The sequence below is a fragment of the Acidovorax sp. LjRoot117 genome, from assembly GCF_964252695.1.
In the GTDB taxonomy this organism is placed as follows: domain Bacteria; phylum Pseudomonadota; class Gammaproteobacteria; order Burkholderiales; family Burkholderiaceae_C; genus Acidovorax.
In genome coordinates this window covers 477,682-492,558 of sequence record NZ_CAXUPO020000003.1, presented here as the reverse complement: position 1 = coordinate 492,558, position 14,877 = coordinate 477,682, and the positions used below count along the sequence as shown (strand labels likewise).

Genomic DNA, 14,877 nt, shown 5'->3' with positions numbered 1-14,877 from the left:
TCCAGGGAGATCTCTCACATGCCCCGCACCCGATTCCGGCCCGCCCCGTTGGCCCTGGCCGCAGCGCTCAGCCTGGTGGCCATGGGCGCCAGCGCCCAGGTGGCACCCGCCCCCGGGCAGCCCGCCGTGGCGCTCAGCATCGCGGCCCAGCCGCTGGCCCAGGCGCTCAACGACCTGGCGCGCCAGTCGCGCATGGAGCACATGGTCCAGCCCGCATTGGTGGCCGGGCGCTCGGCCCAGGCCGTGAACGGGTCGCTCACCGTGCGCGAGGCGCTGGACCGGCTGCTCGCCGGCTCGGGACTGGTGGGTGTGATCGAAGGCACCAGCATCGTGGTGCGCAGGCCGCCCGCGGCAGCAGCAGCGGGTGCTGCGGGTGCTGCCGGCGAGACCAGCCTGGCCGAAGTGCGGGTACAGGCCCAGGCCGAGCCCAGCGCGCTCACCGAGCACAGCGGCTCCTACACCACGCGCCAGGCGGGCACGTCCACGCCGCTCGCCCTGTCGCTGCGCGAGACGCCCCAGTCGGTCAGCGTGATCACGCGCCAGCGCATGGAAGACCAGGGCCTGACGCAGCTGTCCGACGTGGTCGCGCAGACACCCGGGCTGGTCTTCAGCCAGAGCGGCAACCAAGGCTCGGACACCTCGCCCATCTACTCGCGCGGCTTCTCTGTCAATACCTACATGATCGACGGCGTCCGCCAGACGGACTCCAACTACTCGAGCATCTTCCAGACCAACGACATGGCGATGTTCGACCGCGTGGAAGTGGTGCGCGGCGCCTCGGGCCTCATGAACGGCATCGGCACGCCGGGCGCGGCCATCAACATGATCCGCAAGCGGCCCACCGCCGACTTCCAGGCCTCGGTGCGGGCCGAGGCGGGCTCGTGGAACCATGTGCGGACCGAGGCGGACATCGCCGGGCCCATCAACGCGTCGGGCAGCGTGCGGGGCCGCCTGGTGGCCGCCGCGCAGGACAACGACTCCTACATCGACCGCCTGAAGGAGCGCAAGAAGCTGCTCTACGGCGTGGTCGAGGCCGACCTCACCGCACAGACGCAGTTGCTGGCCGGCGCTTCGGTGCAGCACCACGACGCCACGGGCCATGCGCGCGGCGGCCTGCCGGCCTACTACTCCGACGGCACGCGCACGCAATGGAGCCGCTCGGCCTCGGCCGCGCCGCCCTGGGCTTATTCCAAGCGCCACTACACCTCCGTGTTCGCGGCGCTGGAGCACCGCTTCAGCGACGACTGGAAGGTCAAGGCTACGGCCACCCGCACCAACAACTTCTACGACGAGCTGATCGGCTACGCCAGCGGCGGCGCGCCGGTGCGCGCGACGGGCGCGGGTGTCACGCTGTGGGCGGGCCGCTGGAGCGCCACGCCCCGCCAGGACAGCCTGGACGTGCAGACCACGGGCCGCTTCGACCTGCTGGGCCGCAAGCACGACGTGGCCTTCGGCGCGCAGATGTCGCGCACCAGCTACGACGCGCCGTCGTACACCAACTGGACGCACGCGGGCTGGAGCAGTGCCATCGGCAACATCTTCACCTGGGACGGCACCTCGCCCGCCGCGCCGGCCAACCCCAGCATCGGCCGCAACACGTCGGACGAACGCCTGAACAGCGCCTACGCCACCGTGCGCTTCAAGCCCACGGATGCGCTGGCCGTGCTGGCCGGCGCGCGCGTGGTGGACTGGAGCCGCGCGCAGACCAGCACCCGCTTTTCCACCGGCGCCACCACCGCCAACAACCGCTACGAAAGCGGCGAGGTCACCCCGTACCTGGGCCTGGTCTACGACATCGACCGCAACTGGTCGGCTTACACCAGCTTCACCACCATCTTCACGCCGCAGAGCCTGCGCCTGGCCAACGGCGACTACATGGACCCGCAGACGGGCGACAGCTTCGAGCTGGGCGTGAAGGGCGCGTTCCTGAACGACCGCCTCAACGTCTCGGGCGCCATCTACAAGGCGCGGCAGGACAACCTGGGCGTGGCCATTCCCAACGTGTTCGCCCCGGACGGCAGCCAGGCTTACGAGGCCGTGTCGGGCACCAGCACGCGCGGCTTCGAGGTGGAGGCCACGGGCGAGGTGCGCCCGGGCTGGCAGGTCGCGGCAGGCTTCTCGCGCAACCTCACGCAGGACCGCCTGCGCACCCGCCTGCTCACCGACGTGCCGCAGAACACGGCCAAGCTGTTCACCAGCTACCGCATCGCCGGCGTCGGCAAAGGCCTGACCGTGGGGGGCGGCCTGCGCTGGCAGAACCAGATCTACCGCGACAACCAGGGCGCCGCGCGCGTGCGGTTCACGCAGCCCGCGTATGCGGTGGTCGACCTCATGGTGCGCTACGCCATCACCGACACGGTGGCCGTCACGGCCAACCTGCGCAACGCCCTCGACAAGGTGTACTACACCTCGGTCGGCAACTCGTACTACGGTGCGCCGCGCAGCCTGCAGGTGGCGCTGGACGTGCGGTTCTGATGCACCCCCTGAGTCGCTTTGCGCCGTCCCCCTGGAAGGGGGCCGCTCCCAGCGCGGCGGGGCGGCCCTTGCGCGGGAGCCCTGGCCTGTGTTGCGCCAGTTTTACCGGCAGGGAGTGATGCGTGCCATCGCATCTCTGCAACCGGAGTGATCTGCCATGAAAGAAGGCTTTCGCCAGTGCATGGCCTGGCTGCACACCTGGGTCGGGCTGGTGGTGGGCTGGGTGCTGTTCTTCGTGTTCGTGACGGGCACGGCCGGCTACTTCGCGCACGAGATCGACCGGTGGATGCGCCCCGAGCTGCCCTTGGACACCGCTGCCGCGACAGTGGACCCGCACCGGGCGGTGGCGCTGGCGCAGGCCTACCTGCAGGCCAACGCGCCGCCACAGTCGCAGGACTGGTCGGTGCAGCTGCCCGGCCAGCGCGGCAGCAGCGCACTGAGCGTGAGCTGGCGCGAGCCGCCCGCCGATGGCAAGCCCGGCGCGCGCGGCCGCTTCGTGCGCCGAACGCTCGACCCGGCAACCGGCCAGGCAGCCGCCGAGCCCGTAGTGCGCAAGACCGGCGGCGGCCACCTGCTGTACCGCATGCACTACATGCTGCACTACGTGCCGTACGACGTGGCGATCCGGCTGGTGGGCGTGTGCACCATGCTGATGCTCATGGCCGTGGTGACCGGGGTCATCACCCACAAGAAGATCTTCGTGGACTTCTTCACCTTCCGGCCGGGCAAGGGGCAGCGCTCGTGGCTGGACGCGCACAACATCATCAGCGTGACGGCGCTGCCGTTCTTTCTGATGATCACGTACAGCGGGCTGGTATTCTTCCTGTTCCAGTACATGCCGGCGGGCCTGGCGGCCAGCCACTATGCGGGCAACGCGCAGGTGTTCTACGACGACCTGCTGCAGCGACCGGCCGCTGTGGATGCCACTGCTTCCGCGCAGCCGCTCACCGCTTTGGCGCCGCTGGTGGCCCAGGCAGAGGTGCAGTGGGGCGCGGGCCAGGTGGCGCGCGTGGGCGTGCAGCAGCCCGGGCGCGCCGATGCCGACGTGCAGCTGGTGCGCGTGGCGGGCGGGCAGATTGCCGGCAGCGACCGGCTGCGCTTTGATGCCAGCACGGGCGAGGCCCTGCCGCCCAAGGCCGAAGACGGCGCGGCCCGCGAGACGCAAGACGTCCTGCTGGCCCTGCACGAAGGCCGCTTTGCCGGGCCCGTGCTGCGCTGGCTGTACTTTGCGAGCGGCCTCTTGGGCTGCGCGATGATCGCCACCGGCCTGGTGCTGTGGACGGCCAAGCGCCGCGCCCAACAGGACAAGCGGGCCAAGGCGGGCGGCAAGCCCGAGTTCGGCTTTCGGCTGGTGGAGTGCCTGAACATCGGCACCGTGGCCGGCCTGCCCGTGGCCGTGGCCGCGTACTTCTGGGCCAACCGCCTGATCCCGGCGGACTTCGCCACCCGCCGCGAGTGGGAGGCGCACGTGCTCTTCATCACCTGGGGCGTGCTGCTGCTGTACCTGGCCTTGCGCACGCCGCTGCGCGCGTGGCTCGAATCGCTGTGGCTGGCCGCCGCGGCGTTTGCGCTGCTGCCCCTGCTCAACGCACTGACCACCGACCGCCACCTGGGCGTCACCCTGCCTGCGGGCGACTGGGTGCTGGCCGGGTTCGACCTCACCATGCTGGCGCTGGGCGTGTGCCTTGCGGTCGCTGCACGCCGCGTGCACCGCCGGCAGCGCGCTGCGGCGGAGCCCGCACGCGTCCGTGGTGCCGTGGTCGCCGGTGCCGCCCTCTAGCGTGCAGCAGTGCTTCTTCCCCGATTTCTCTTTCTTCTTTTTCTTCTTTTTCTTCTTCTCGATTTTCAAAGGAGTCTCCATGTTCAAGAAAACCCTGCTCGCCGTCGCCCTGTCCGGCATCGCCCTGTCTGCCACCGCCCACCAGCTGTGGCTGGAGCGTGATGCCACCGGCCCGGTGCGCGTGTACGTGGGCGATGCCGACAGCGAGCACGACAAAGGCGCCGAAGTGGCCAAGCTGGCCGCCACCACCCAGGTCTTCACCACCGACCGCCAGCAGACGGCCAAGCTCACCGCCAAGGAGGAATTCCTGGAGGCCTACGTGGCCGCTGCCGGCGACGTGCGCCTGTCCAACGACCAGGTCTGGAAGCCCTGGAAGGCCAAGGACGGCAGCTTCCAGGCCGCCGTGTTCAACGCGCGCGCCGGCCGCAGCGAGACGCAGGCGGTGCTCGACTACGAACTGGTGCCCGTCACGGCGGGTGGCAACACCTTCACGCTGGTGTTCAAGGGCCAGCCCGTGGCGAACAAGACCGTCACGGTGATCACGCCCGACAAGTGGACCAAGGGCTTCAAGACCGATGCGGCCGGCCGCATCGACGTGCCGGTGAACGGCAAGGGCCGCTACGTGCTCGTCAGCACCCACGAGGCACCTGCCGTGGGCGATGTGGTCATTGCCGGCCAGAAGGTCGCCAAGCTGGGCTACACGACCACGCTGACCTTCGTCGCGCAGTAAGCCGCCATGGCCACGGCACACGCAGGCTCTGCCGCGCGCTACCGCTGCATGGTGGCCAGCCGCGCCCTGGCGGCGGCCCTGGGCGGCTATGCGCTGGCGTCGCTGTTCACCGCGGTGCTGGCCGTGGGGTTGCCCCGCGTGTCGGACACCAGCCGCGCCAGCGCGCTGCTCACGGCCACCCTGCTCAGCTTTGCGGTGTATGCGGCGGCGGTGATCTGGGCCTTCAACGCGCGCAGCGCACTGCGCGCCTGGATGGGCCTGGCCGTGCCGTCGGCCGTGCTGGCCGCTGCGCTCTGGGCGCTGAAGGTGGGTGCATGACGGCGGCGATCTGGGCCGCACCGCTGGCCGCGCTCACGCTGTCGTTCAGCGGCATGGCGGGCCTGGCGCTGGCCATGGACCGCCACCACGAACAGGTCACCGGCCGCGCCGAGGTGCCGCGCACGCGGCGCCGGGTGCTGCGCTGGGCGGGCAGCCTGCTGCTGGCGCTGTCCCTGGCCGCCTGCATCGGGGCCTGGGGCGCCACCGTGGGGCTGACCGCCTGGTGCGGCCTGCTCACGGCGGGCGGCCTGCTGGTGGGTGTGCTGCTGACCTACGCGCCGCACCTGGCGGTGCGGGTGTCGGCGGCCACGGTGCTGGTGGCGGGCGTGTGCCTTGTGGGGTCCGCTGCGGGGCTGTAGGCACCGGCGGCGCCGCTTGGGGGGCGTCGGCAAAAAAAATGTCCCGAACAGCGTGCCCTTTTTTCCGTCTCGTTGGTCATAGGCAGTAGGTGCAGTGCGCGGGCCCTGCAGCCTGCGCCGTTGGCGGCCTGCGTTTTTTTCATCTTCGTTTTTCGACCCAGCCATGTCTTCACTCTTTGCCTCACCTTCCGCCGCCGCCGGTGCCTTGCTTGCGCTGGCCGCCTGCGCCTGGGCGGGCCACGCCCATGCCGACTACGTGTGGCTGCAGCGCGACGGGGCCCAGGCCCGCGCCTACGCCGGCGAGCTGCCCCGCCGCAGCGCGGCGCTGCCGCCCCTCCAGGCGCCGCGCGCCTACCTGGCCGACGGCAAGGACCTGCCCGTGGCGCCGCAGGCCGGCCACATCGACATCACCGCGCCGGGCGGGGACGACCTGCGCCTGAGCACCTTGCACATCACCGGCCACGGCGCGGTCACCTACTACCAGGCCCGCACCGGCCGCAGCGAGACCCGCGCCGCCAACGACCTGGAGCTGGTGCCCACCACGCCGGGCGGCAACACCTTCAAGCTGGTGTGGAAGGGGCAGACCGTGGCGGCGTCGCAGGTGAACGTGGACACCAGCGCCGGCTGGCGCCGCACGCTGGCCCCGGCGGCCGACGGCACGGTGCAACTGGACACGCCCTTCCCCGGTCTCTACGTGCTGGAGGTGAGCGCCAAGGTCAACGGCTCCGTCACCGTGGACGGCAAGAAATACGACGACGTGCGCCACACCGCCACGCTCAGCTTCGAGGTGCCCCGCTGATGGCCCCGACCCCACCCCATACACGCACTGCACGCACGGCCCGCCGCGTGGGCGCCCTGCTGCTGCTGGCGGGTGCCATCGCCGCCGGCGCCTGGTGGTGGACGCGGCAGCCCGCCATGGTCTACGACACCGTGCCCGTGGCGCGCAGCGACATCGAGGCCACGGTCAGTGCCATCGGCACGCTGCAGCCGCGCCGCTATGTGGACGTGGGCGCGCAGGTGTCGGGGCAGATAACGCGCCTGCACGTGCAGCCCGGCACCGAGGTCAAGAAGGGCCAGCTGCTGGTGGAGATAGACCCCAGCGTGCAGCAGGCCACGGTGGACGGCGCGCGCGCCGCGCTGGCCGGCCTGCGCGCGCAGCTGGCCGAGCAGCAGGCCCAGCACCGCCTGGCCCAGCAGCAGCAGGCCCGCCAGCAGCAGATGGAGCGCGAAGGCGCCACGCGGCTGGAAGATTTACAGACGGCCGAGGCCGCGCTCGCATCGGCCGCAGCGCGCATCGACCACCTGAAGGCGCAGATCGACCAGACCCAGGCGAGCCTGAAGGCCGATGAGGCGCGGTTGGGCTACACCCGCATCTACGCGCCCATGGCCGGCACCGTGGTGGCGCTGGAGGCGCGCGAGGGCCAGACCCTGAACGCCACCTACCAGACGCCCAACATCCTGCGTGTGGCGGACCTGTCGACCATGACGGTGTGGACCGAAGTCTCCGAGGCCGACATCCGCCGCGTGCGGGCCGGCCTGCCGGTGTACTTCACCACGCTGGGCGGGCAGGCCGACGCCGCCGCGCGCCGCTGGCGCAGCACCGTGCGCCAGGTGCTGCCCGCGCCGCCCACGCCCGAGGCCAAGGCCGCGGGCGGCGCCAACGCACAGGCCGCCGCGAGCAAGGCCGTGTCGTACACCGTGCTGTTCGACGTGGACAACGCCGACGGCGAGCTCATGCCGCAGATGACCGCGCAGACGAGCTTCGTCACCGCGCAGGCGCAGGGCGTGATCGCCGTGCCGCTGTCGGCACTGACCAGTCCGACCAGCCCTGCCAGACCGGCCAGCGGCAAGGCGGCGGGTGGCAAGGCAGCTGATGCGGAGGGTGACGGTGACAGCGCTGGTGCCGGCGCTGGCGAGAAGGCCGCCGCAGCCACCCACAGCGCCCGCGTGCTGCGCGCCGATGGCGTGGTGGAGCAGCGCGCCGTCGTCGTCGCCGTAAAAAGCCGCCACCTGGCCGAGGTGCGCTCGGGCCTGCAGGAGGGCGAGCAGCTGGTGACCGGCGAGCGCCCCGCGCGCAGCGGCCCGCAAAGGTTCAAGCTGTGACCGCAGGCACCGGCAACCAACTCGACACCCTGCACGGCGTCTTGCATGACGCCCCGGGTGTGCCGCTGATCGAGCTGCGCGGCGTGCGCCGCCGCTACGGCGGTGGCGAGCAGCCCGAGGTGGAGGTGCTGCGTGGCATCTCGCTGTCCATCCACGCGGGCGAGTTCGTCGCCATCGTGGGCGCGTCGGGCTCGGGCAAGTCCACGCTGATGAACCTGCTCGGCTGCCTGGACAAGCCCAGCAGCGGCAGCTACCGCTTCCAGGGCGAAGACGTGGCGGGCTTCGACGCCGACCAGCTGGCCTGGCTGCGGCGCGAGGCCTTCGGCTTCGTCTTCCAGGGCTACCACCTGATCCGCGCCGAGTCGGCGTGCGAGAACGTCGAGGTGCCCGCCATCTACGCCGGCACTCCGCGCGAGGAGCGCACCCGCCGCGCAGCCGCACTGCTGTCGCGCCTGGGCCTGGCCGACAAGCTGCACCACCGGCCCACGCAGCTGTCGGGCGGGCAGCAGCAGCGCGTGTCGATCGCGCGGGCGCTGATGAACGGCGGCCGCATCATCCTGGCCGACGAGCCCACCGGCGCGCTGGACACCCACAGCGGCGCCGAGGTGATGGCGCTGCTGCACGAGCTGGCCGACGCGGGCCACACCATCGTGCTCATCACCCACGACCGCGAAGTGGCCGCCCAGGCGCGCCGCGTGATCGAGATCCGCGACGGCGAGATCGTGGCGGACAGCGGTGCGGCCGTGGCAGGCACGTTGGAAGCAAAAAATGCCTCTACCGCTCAACCAGCAAGCGCAAACAGCTATAAAAATAGTAGCAAGAGTTCCGGCCGCGCCTTCTGGGCCGAACTGGCCGAGGCCGCCCGCTCGGCCTGGCGCGGCATGCGCATCAACCGCGCGCGCACCGGGCTCACGCTGCTGGGCATCGTGATCGGCGTGGCGTCGGTCATCGTGATGATGGGCGTGGGCGAGGGCGCCAAGCAGCGCGTGGTGGAGCAGATGGGCTCCATGGGCACCACCATCATGTACCTGGGTGCCAGCCACCCGCGCGAGGGCGGGCCGCAGGGCGAGATCACCGCAGAGGACCTGGAGGCCATCGCCCGCCTGCCCGAGATCGGCCACGTGATGCCCGTGATCGGCGACCCCATCCCCGTGCGCCACGGCAACGTCGAGCGGCAGATCTACGTGTTCGCCGCCAGCGAGGACATGCCGCGCGTGCACCACTGGAAGGTGGCCCAGGGCCGCTACTACACCGCGGCCGAAGACCGCGACCTGGCGCCGCTGGTGGTGCTGGGGCACAAGGCCAGCGCGCAGTTCTTTCCGGACCACCCGAGCCCGCTGGGCCGCCACCTGCTGATCGGCAACGCGCCGTTCGAAGTGATCGGCGTGATGGCCGAGCGCGGCGCCGATTCGGGCGCGCAGAACTACGACGACATGGTGTTCATCCCGTACCAGTCGGGCCGCGCGCGCGTGTACCGCGTGCAGACCCAGCCCGACTACACCGTGGTCGCTGCTGCGTCGGTCGAGCAGGTGCAGGCAGCCGAGAAGGCCATGCACGCGCTCTTGCTGTGGCGCCACGGGCGCGAGGACTTTCGCATCGGCAACGCGGCGGCCAAGCTGCAGGCCGAGGCGCAGACGCGCAACGCCATGACCATGATGCTGGGCCTGATCGCGGCCGTGTCGCTGGTGGTGGGCGGCATCGGCGTGATGAACGTGATGCTGATGACGGTGCGCGAGCGCACGCGCGAGATCGGCATCCGCATGGCCACCGGCGCGCGGCAGGGCGACATCCTGCGCCAGTTCCTCACCGAGGCCGTGCTCGTCACGCTGGTGGGCGGCGCGGCGGGCCTGGCCATCGGCCTGGCGGTGGGCGCGGTGCTCATCGTGTCGGGCGTGCCCGTGATCTTCTCGCTCACCGCCATGGGCGGTGCCTTCGCCTGCGCCGTGGCCACGGGCCTGGTGTTCGGCTACATGCCCGCCCGCCGCGCCGCCGGGCTCGACCCCGTGGTGGCCCTGGCCTCTGAATGATTGTGATGGTTGGTATGCGCACTTGTATTGCCTCTGTGTCCTGTCTTGCCGCTGGCGTGCTGCTGCTGGGCGGCTGTGCTGCGGTGCAGCCGCTGCCTGAAGATGCCGCTGCAGCACCCGCCTTGCCTGTGCAGTGGGCCAGCCCGCTGCCGCCTACGCAGAGGGTGACGACGGGCGTCTCTGCGCTCGGCGTCGCAGAGCTCGACGCGCTCATCCGCGCGGCCCACGCGCAGAGCCCGGACCTGGCCGCCGCCATCGCGCGGGTGCAGCAGGCCGATGCAGTGGCGCGGGCCGCCGGCGCCAGCCTGCTGCCCGCCGTGACCGGCACGCTCGACGCCCGCCGCCAGGCCCGTGCCGGCGGGCAGGCCGAGGTGGCCGGCAACCAGATCGGCGCCGCGCTGGTCGCAAGCTACGAACTCGACGCCTGGGGCCGCCTGGGTGCCGAGCGCGCCAGTGCCCAGGCCCTGCGCACCGCCAGCGTGCACGACCGCGGCGCGGTGCAGATCACGCTGACGGCGGCGGTGGCGCAGGCCTGGCTGCAACTGGTGGGCGGGCGCGAGCGCCTGGCGATTGCCGAGCTGAACCTGCACAGCGCCGAGCGCGTGCTGGCCGTGGTCGAGTCGCGTGCGCGCGCCGGGGCCGCCACGCAGCTGGAGCAGGCGCAGCAGCGGGGCCTGGTGGCCACGCAGCGGCAGGTGCTGGAGGCGCGGCGCCAGCAGGTGTCGGGCGCGCACACGGCGCTGGCCGCGCTGCTGGGCCAGGCGCAGTGGCCGGTGGTGCAGGCCAGCGCGTTGCCCGCCACGCAGGCACTGGCACCTGCTGCCGGGTTGCCCGCCGACCTGCTGGTGCGGCGGCCCGACATTGCGCGGGCCGAGGCGCGGCTTTTTGCCGCCCACGCCGACGTGGCCGCAGCCCGCGCGGCGCTGCTGCCGCGCATCAGCCTGAGCGCCAGCCTGGGCACCGGCGGCAGCAACCTGCCCCGCGTGTTCGACAACCCGCTCTACAGCCTGGCGGCTGCGCTGGCCGCGCCCATCTTCAACGGCGGGCGCCTGGCCGCCGACCGCGATGCGGCCCAGGCACGGCAGGCCGAGCTGCTGGCGCAGTACCGCGCCAGCATCGTGGCGGCCGTGAGCGATGTGGAGCAAGCCCTGCAGGCGGTGGCGGGCACGCAGGCCCAGCGCACCGCGCAGGCGCAGGTGGTGCAGCAGGCGCAGCAGGCGGCCACCCTGGCGCAGTCGCGCTACCGTGCCGGGGCCGAGACGCTGCTCACGCTGCTGGATGCACAGCGCACCCTGTACGCCGCGCAGGACATGGCGGCCCAGCTGCACCAGGCCGAATGGCAGGCGCAGGTGGCTCTGTACCGCGCATTGGGCGGGGGCTGGCAGCCCGACGCCGATACTGGCGCGCACCGCGTGGCCGCCATGGCCACGGTGTCGCAGCCATGAACGCAGGCATGAATGAGCCCGTGACCATGCTGCAGCGCCTGCGCACCGCGGGCCTGCGCCCCACCACGGCGCGCATCGGCGTGCTGCAGGTGATCCACACCGCGGGCAGCGCGGGCATCGGTGCGGACGAGGCTTTTCACCAGATGCTGCTGCGCGGCACGCACGTGAGCACCAGCACGGTGTACCGCATCATCCACGAGCTGCAGACCCTGGGCGTGCTGCTGCACGACCGCAGCGACCGGCGCCACACGGTGTACCGCCTGCGGCCCTTTGCGCCGCCGCCGTCGGCTGACGTGCGCATCGCCTGCCGCCGGTGCGAGCGCTCGGCCACGCTGCCCGGCGCGCAGCTGCGCAACGAGCTGGAACTGCGTGCCGCCGAAGTGGGCCTGCGGCCGCTGGTGGCGGACCTGGTGCTGCAGGTGGACTGCCTGGGCTGCGACGGCGCCGCAGGTCACTGCCAGCTCAATTGAACCTCGCTAAAGCCAACCAAGCCCAACTGAACCCCAAGGCCCGCACAAAGAAAAAGGACCAGACGCCCGGGGGCATCTGGTCCTTGTCGCTGGGGAGCGCGGGCTGATCTATCAGGCCGTTGCGTCCTTGAGCTTCTTCAGCGCGCGGGTCTTGATCTTGACCGATGCGGGCTTGGCGGGGAACCAGCGCTCAGCACCGGTGAAGGGGTCCTTGCCGAAGCGCTTCTTCTTGGCAGCGACTTGCTGCAGGCCGATCTTCAGCACGCCAGGCAGCGTGAATTCGCCGGAGCCCTTCTTGTGCACGGAGCCCAGGATGGCGGCTTCGAGCGCTGCCAGCACGGCCTTGGTGGCCTTGGGGTCCACGCCCGACTGCTCAGCCAGGTGGGCGACCAGCGTCGTCTTGTTGAACGCTGCCTTGATGGGCTTGAGCGCTGCCGGCACGGCGGCGGCCTTGGCGGCAGGAGCCTTCTTGGCAGGGGCTGCCTTGGTCGCAGGGGCTGCGGCCTTCTTGGCGGGAGCCGCCTTCTTGGCTGCAGGAGCCGCGGCCTTGACGACGGCCTTCTTTGCGGGAGCAGCGGGGGTTTTTTTCGCAGTTGCCATGATGATTTTGTTGTTTCAGAGTTTCGAGACGTCCCTGTTCAATTTTTTGAGGGGACGCGCGATTTTAGGTGCGTATGCGCAACGCGCCAGCATATGGAAGACCCGCAGAGGTTTGAGGATTCTTGCAGCAGCGTTCGCGCAGCGCTGTGCGGGGGCGCATCAAGCGCTGGCGCGGCCCACGCGGCATGCGCGGGCAGGGCCTGTTCATGATGCCGCAGAGGGCCTGCGCAGGGCGCGCTGCGGCGGCTGGGGATTAACGCAGCAGGCGCGCGTCCGATGTGTGGTGCCTGTCGCGCCACAGCTGGTAGCGCGATCGCTGCAGCGCCAGCAGCTCCACCAGGCCCCACGCAAATGCGCAGCCCAGCGTGCCGCACAGCACCGCGAGGCGGTAGGCCTCAGTCTTGCGACGGGAGCGGCGCGTCGTCATGGAACCATCCGTCCGTGCGGGGCAGGTCAAAGCGCACCCAGCCTTGATCGAAGAGCTCATCCAGCAGCCGCTGCAGTCCGAGAATTTTCCAGAGCATGGTGTACCTCCACCCGTTGACTGCGGCCACGTTAGCCCGCCAATGTGACGGTTTGGCGTCACCGGGGTGAATAGCAACAGCCGCCCGCATGGGGCTATCGCGGGGCCGGGCGCCCGCTTAAGCTCGCCGGCTGGTGCGCGCCCCACGGGCCGCCATTCACCGGAAAAACATGCTGTCCGAGCTGCTGGCACTGGAAAAGATCATCGAGCAGGGCGCTGCGCACCTGGACGTGCGGGTGGTGCGCCAGGTGCAGGTGCCTGCGGGGCCCAGCCTACCCATCTACGCCATCGGCATCGGCAACGACGCGCCCGGTGTTCCGGCGGTGGGCTTCTTCGGCGGCGTGCACGGCCTGGAGCGCATCGGGACCGAGGTGGTGATGGCCTACCTGCAAAGCGTGGTGATGCGGCTGCGCTGGGACGCCACGCTGCACCGGCAGCTCGAGCAGGTGCGGCTGGTGTTCATGCCCATCGTCAACCCGGGCGGCATGTGGTCGTCCACCCGCGCCAACCCGCGCGGCGTGGACTTGATGCGCAACGCGCCGGTCGAGGCCATGGACCGCGTGCCGCTGTGGGTGGGCGGCCAGCGCCTCAGCGCGGGCCTGCCGTGGTTTCGGGGCCGTGCGGGCGAGCCCATGGAAGAAGAGGCCCAGGCCTTGTGCGAGGTGGTGGAGGCCGAGCTGCTGCCGCGCAGCTTCAGCCTGGCGCTGGACTGCCACTCGGGCTTTGGCGTGCAGGACCGGCTGTGGTTTCCGTTCGCCCACACGCGCAAGCCCATCCCGCACCTGGCCGAGCTGCATGCGCTGCAGGAGATCTTTCTGCAGGCCCACAGCCACCACCCGTACGTGATCGAGCCGCAAAGCGCGCAGTACCTGACGCACGGCGACCTGTGGGACCACCTGTACCTGCAGGCCTGCCGCAACGTGCCGACCCACACCTTCTTGCCGCTGACGCTGGAGATGGGCTCGTGGCTGTGGATCAAGAAGAACCCGCGCCAGCTGTTCTCGCGCTGGGGCATCTTCAACCCGCTGATCGACCACCGCCAGCAGCGCGTGCTGCGCCGGCACATGCTGCTGCTGGACTTTCTGTCGCGCGCCGCGTGCAGCCACGCGCGCTGGGCCCCCGCGCCCGAGCAGCGCGCGCAGCGGCGGGCGGATGCGCTGGCGGCCTGGTATTGATGCGGTAGCCGCTGTGCCGCAGACTGTTGGTTGAAAGGGACGGATGCCCACCTGGATCTTCCTGCGCGGCCTCACGCGCGAGTCAGCGCACTGGGGCAGCTTTGTGGCCGACTTCGAGCGGGCGCTGCCGGGCCATGCCGTGACCGCGCTGGACCTGCCGGGCAATGGCGCCCTGCACCGGCAGCCGTCGCCCACCACGGTGGCGGGCATGGTGGCCGCATGCCGCGCCGACCTGACACGCCGGGGCGTGGCGCCGCCGTACCACCTGCTGGCCATGTCGCTGGGCGCGATGGTGGCCACCGAATGGGCCCGGGTGGCGCCGCACGAGGTGGCGGGCTGCGTGCTCATCAACACCAGCTTCCAGCCCTTCAGCGCCTTCTACCAGCGGCTGCGGCCGCGCAACTACGCGGCGCTGCTGGGGCTGGTGCTGCGGCCGCAGTCACCCGAGCAGATGGAGCACACGGTGCTGCGCCTGACCAGCCGCCGCGTGGCAGACCATGGCGCTGCCGTGGCCGAGTGGGCGCGCGTGCGGCGGGTGCGGCCGGCGTCGCCGGCCAACGCGCTGCGCCAGCTGGCCGCTGCAGCCCGCTACCGCGCGCCGGTGGCCGCGCCGCTGCAGCGCGTGCTGATGCTCGCCAGCCAGCGCGACGGGCTGGTGGATGTGCGGTGCTCCATCGCCATCGCGCAGGCCTGGCAGGTACCTTTGCGGCTGCACCCCGGTGCGGGGCACGACCTGCCGCTGGATGACGGAGCCTGGGTGGTGGAGCAGGTCAGGGCCTGGGTGGCCGACATGGGTGGTGATGGCAGTGCGCAAGGCAGTGAGCAAGGCAGTGCCGAGGCGTGCACGGACACCTCGGGGCCTGGTTGAACCG

Annotated in this window: 15 protein-coding genes; 12 read left to right on the top strand and 3 right to left on the bottom strand. The window is 71.2% G+C overall.

Going from position 1 to position 14,877, the window contains the following annotated elements:
- Nucleotides 1-18: 18 nt before the first annotated feature.
- From ACSQ3D_RS11900 to ACSQ3D_RS11855, 10 genes are all read left to right on the top strand, one after another.
- Nucleotides 19-2,475, top strand: a complete 2,457-nt coding sequence (locus ACSQ3D_RS11900) for a TonB-dependent siderophore receptor (protein WP_436127023.1) — start codon at nucleotides 19-21, stop codon at nucleotides 2,473-2,475.
- Between the two features lie 157 nt (nucleotides 2,476-2,632).
- Nucleotides 2,633-4,255, top strand: coding sequence for a PepSY-associated TM helix domain-containing protein (locus ACSQ3D_RS11895; RefSeq protein ID WP_436127022.1), 1,623 nt, complete (start codon nucleotides 2,633-2,635; stop codon nucleotides 4,253-4,255).
- A 79-nt stretch (nucleotides 4,256-4,334) separates the two neighbouring features.
- A complete protein-coding gene (locus ACSQ3D_RS11890; RefSeq protein WP_436127021.1) occupies nucleotides 4,335-4,985 on the top strand; it encodes a nickel uptake transporter family protein in 651 nt (216 codons plus the stop codon).
- Between the two features lie 6 nt (nucleotides 4,986-4,991).
- Nucleotides 4,992-5,303: a DUF3649 domain-containing protein gene (locus ACSQ3D_RS11885; protein WP_436127020.1), complete on the top strand. Its 312-nt coding sequence runs from the start codon at nucleotides 4,992-4,994 to the stop codon at nucleotides 5,301-5,303.
- Nucleotides 5,300-5,662 carry a DUF3325 domain-containing protein gene (locus ACSQ3D_RS11880; RefSeq protein WP_436127019.1) on the top strand — a complete coding sequence of 121 codons (363 nt, stop codon included), beginning with the start codon at nucleotides 5,300-5,302 and terminating at the stop codon, nucleotides 5,660-5,662. The genes ACSQ3D_RS11885 and ACSQ3D_RS11880 overlap by 4 nt, the downstream gene beginning before the upstream one ends.
- Nucleotides 5,663-5,825: 163 nt before the next feature.
- Nucleotides 5,826-6,461, top strand: coding sequence for a hypothetical protein (locus tag ACSQ3D_RS11875; protein WP_056167270.1), 636 nt, complete (start codon nucleotides 5,826-5,828; stop codon nucleotides 6,459-6,461).
- Complete coding sequence (locus ACSQ3D_RS11870) at nucleotides 6,461-7,765, top strand: efflux RND transporter periplasmic adaptor subunit (protein ID WP_436127018.1); 1,305 nt, start codon at nucleotides 6,461-6,463, stop codon at nucleotides 7,763-7,765. The genes ACSQ3D_RS11875 and ACSQ3D_RS11870 overlap by 1 nt, the downstream gene beginning before the upstream one ends.
- A 59-nt stretch (nucleotides 7,766-7,824) precedes the next feature.
- Nucleotides 7,825-9,792, top strand: coding sequence for a MacB family efflux pump subunit (locus tag ACSQ3D_RS11865; protein ID WP_436127207.1), 1,968 nt, complete (start codon nucleotides 7,825-7,827; stop codon nucleotides 9,790-9,792).
- Between the two features lie 35 nt (nucleotides 9,793-9,827).
- Entirely contained in the window at nucleotides 9,828-11,237 is a 1,410-nt protein-coding gene (locus ACSQ3D_RS11860) for an efflux transporter outer membrane subunit (RefSeq protein WP_436127017.1), read from the top strand.
- Between the two features lie 8 nt (nucleotides 11,238-11,245).
- On the top strand, nucleotides 11,246-11,707 hold the full coding sequence (locus ACSQ3D_RS11855) for a transcriptional repressor (RefSeq protein ID WP_436127016.1): 462 nt from the start codon (nucleotides 11,246-11,248) through the stop codon (nucleotides 11,705-11,707).
- Nucleotides 11,708-11,818: 111 nt separating this feature from the next.
- Here the strand turns inward: ACSQ3D_RS11855 and ACSQ3D_RS11850 are convergent, their stop codons facing one another.
- From ACSQ3D_RS11850 to ACSQ3D_RS11840, 3 genes are all read right to left on the bottom strand, one after another.
- A complete protein-coding gene (locus ACSQ3D_RS11850) occupies nucleotides 11,819-12,307 on the bottom strand; it encodes an HU family DNA-binding protein (RefSeq protein ID WP_436127015.1) in 489 nt (162 codons plus the stop codon).
- Nucleotides 12,308-12,560: 253 nt separating this feature from the next.
- Entirely contained in the window at nucleotides 12,561-12,734 is a 174-nt protein-coding gene (locus ACSQ3D_RS11845) for a hypothetical protein (protein ID WP_200912430.1), read from the bottom strand.
- Complete coding sequence (locus ACSQ3D_RS11840) at nucleotides 12,703-12,831, bottom strand: hypothetical protein (protein ID WP_255593410.1); 129 nt, start codon at nucleotides 12,829-12,831, stop codon at nucleotides 12,703-12,705. Before ACSQ3D_RS11840 ends, ACSQ3D_RS11845 begins: the two co-directional genes overlap by 32 nt.
- A 169-nt stretch (nucleotides 12,832-13,000) precedes the next feature.
- Between ACSQ3D_RS11840 and ACSQ3D_RS11835 the strand changes: the two genes are divergently transcribed.
- Both ACSQ3D_RS11835 and ACSQ3D_RS11830 read left to right on the top strand, forming a co-directional pair.
- On the top strand, nucleotides 13,001-14,005 hold the full coding sequence (locus ACSQ3D_RS11835) for a M14 family zinc carboxypeptidase (protein WP_436127014.1): 1,005 nt from the start codon (nucleotides 13,001-13,003) through the stop codon (nucleotides 14,003-14,005).
- A gap of 43 nt (nucleotides 14,006-14,048) precedes the next feature.
- Nucleotides 14,049-14,873, top strand: a complete 825-nt coding sequence (locus ACSQ3D_RS11830) for an alpha/beta fold hydrolase (RefSeq protein WP_436127013.1) — start codon at nucleotides 14,049-14,051, stop codon at nucleotides 14,871-14,873.
- Nucleotides 14,874-14,877: the final 4 nt, after the last annotated feature.

Excerpts from the sequence above, each read along its gene's own strand:
- ACSQ3D_RS11900 (WP_436127023.1), top strand. The coding sequence starts at position 19 with ATGCCCCGCACCCGATTCCGGCCCGCCCCGTTGGCCCTGGCCGCAGCG.
- ACSQ3D_RS11895 (WP_436127022.1), top strand. The coding sequence starts at position 2,633 with ATGAAAGAAGGCTTTCGCCAGTGCATGGCCTGGCTGCACACCTGGGTC.
- ACSQ3D_RS11890 (WP_436127021.1), top strand. The coding sequence starts at position 4,335 with ATGTTCAAGAAAACCCTGCTCGCCGTCGCCCTGTCCGGCATCGCCCTG.
- ACSQ3D_RS11885 (WP_436127020.1), top strand. The coding sequence starts at position 4,992 with ATGGCCACGGCACACGCAGGCTCTGCCGCGCGCTACCGCTGCATGGTG.
- ACSQ3D_RS11880 (WP_436127019.1), top strand. The coding sequence starts at position 5,300 with ATGACGGCGGCGATCTGGGCCGCACCGCTGGCCGCGCTCACGCTGTCG.
- ACSQ3D_RS11875 (WP_056167270.1), top strand. The coding sequence starts at position 5,826 with ATGTCTTCACTCTTTGCCTCACCTTCCGCCGCCGCCGGTGCCTTGCTT.
- ACSQ3D_RS11870 (WP_436127018.1), top strand. The coding sequence starts at position 6,461 with ATGGCCCCGACCCCACCCCATACACGCACTGCACGCACGGCCCGCCGC.
- ACSQ3D_RS11855 (WP_436127016.1), top strand. The coding sequence starts at position 11,246 with ATGAATGAGCCCGTGACCATGCTGCAGCGCCTGCGCACCGCGGGCCTG.
- ACSQ3D_RS11850 (WP_436127015.1), bottom strand. The coding sequence starts at position 12,307 with ATGGCAACTGCGAAAAAAACCCCCGCTGCTCCCGCAAAGAAGGCCGTC.
- ACSQ3D_RS11845 (WP_200912430.1), bottom strand. The coding sequence starts at position 12,734 with ATGACGACGCGCCGCTCCCGTCGCAAGACTGAGGCCTACCGCCTCGCG.
- ACSQ3D_RS11840 (WP_255593410.1), bottom strand. The coding sequence starts at position 12,831 with ATGCTCTGGAAAATTCTCGGACTGCAGCGGCTGCTGGATGAGCTCTTC.
- ACSQ3D_RS11835 (WP_436127014.1), top strand. The coding sequence starts at position 13,001 with ATGCTGTCCGAGCTGCTGGCACTGGAAAAGATCATCGAGCAGGGCGCT.
- ACSQ3D_RS11830 (WP_436127013.1), top strand. The coding sequence starts at position 14,049 with ATGCCCACCTGGATCTTCCTGCGCGGCCTCACGCGCGAGTCAGCGCAC.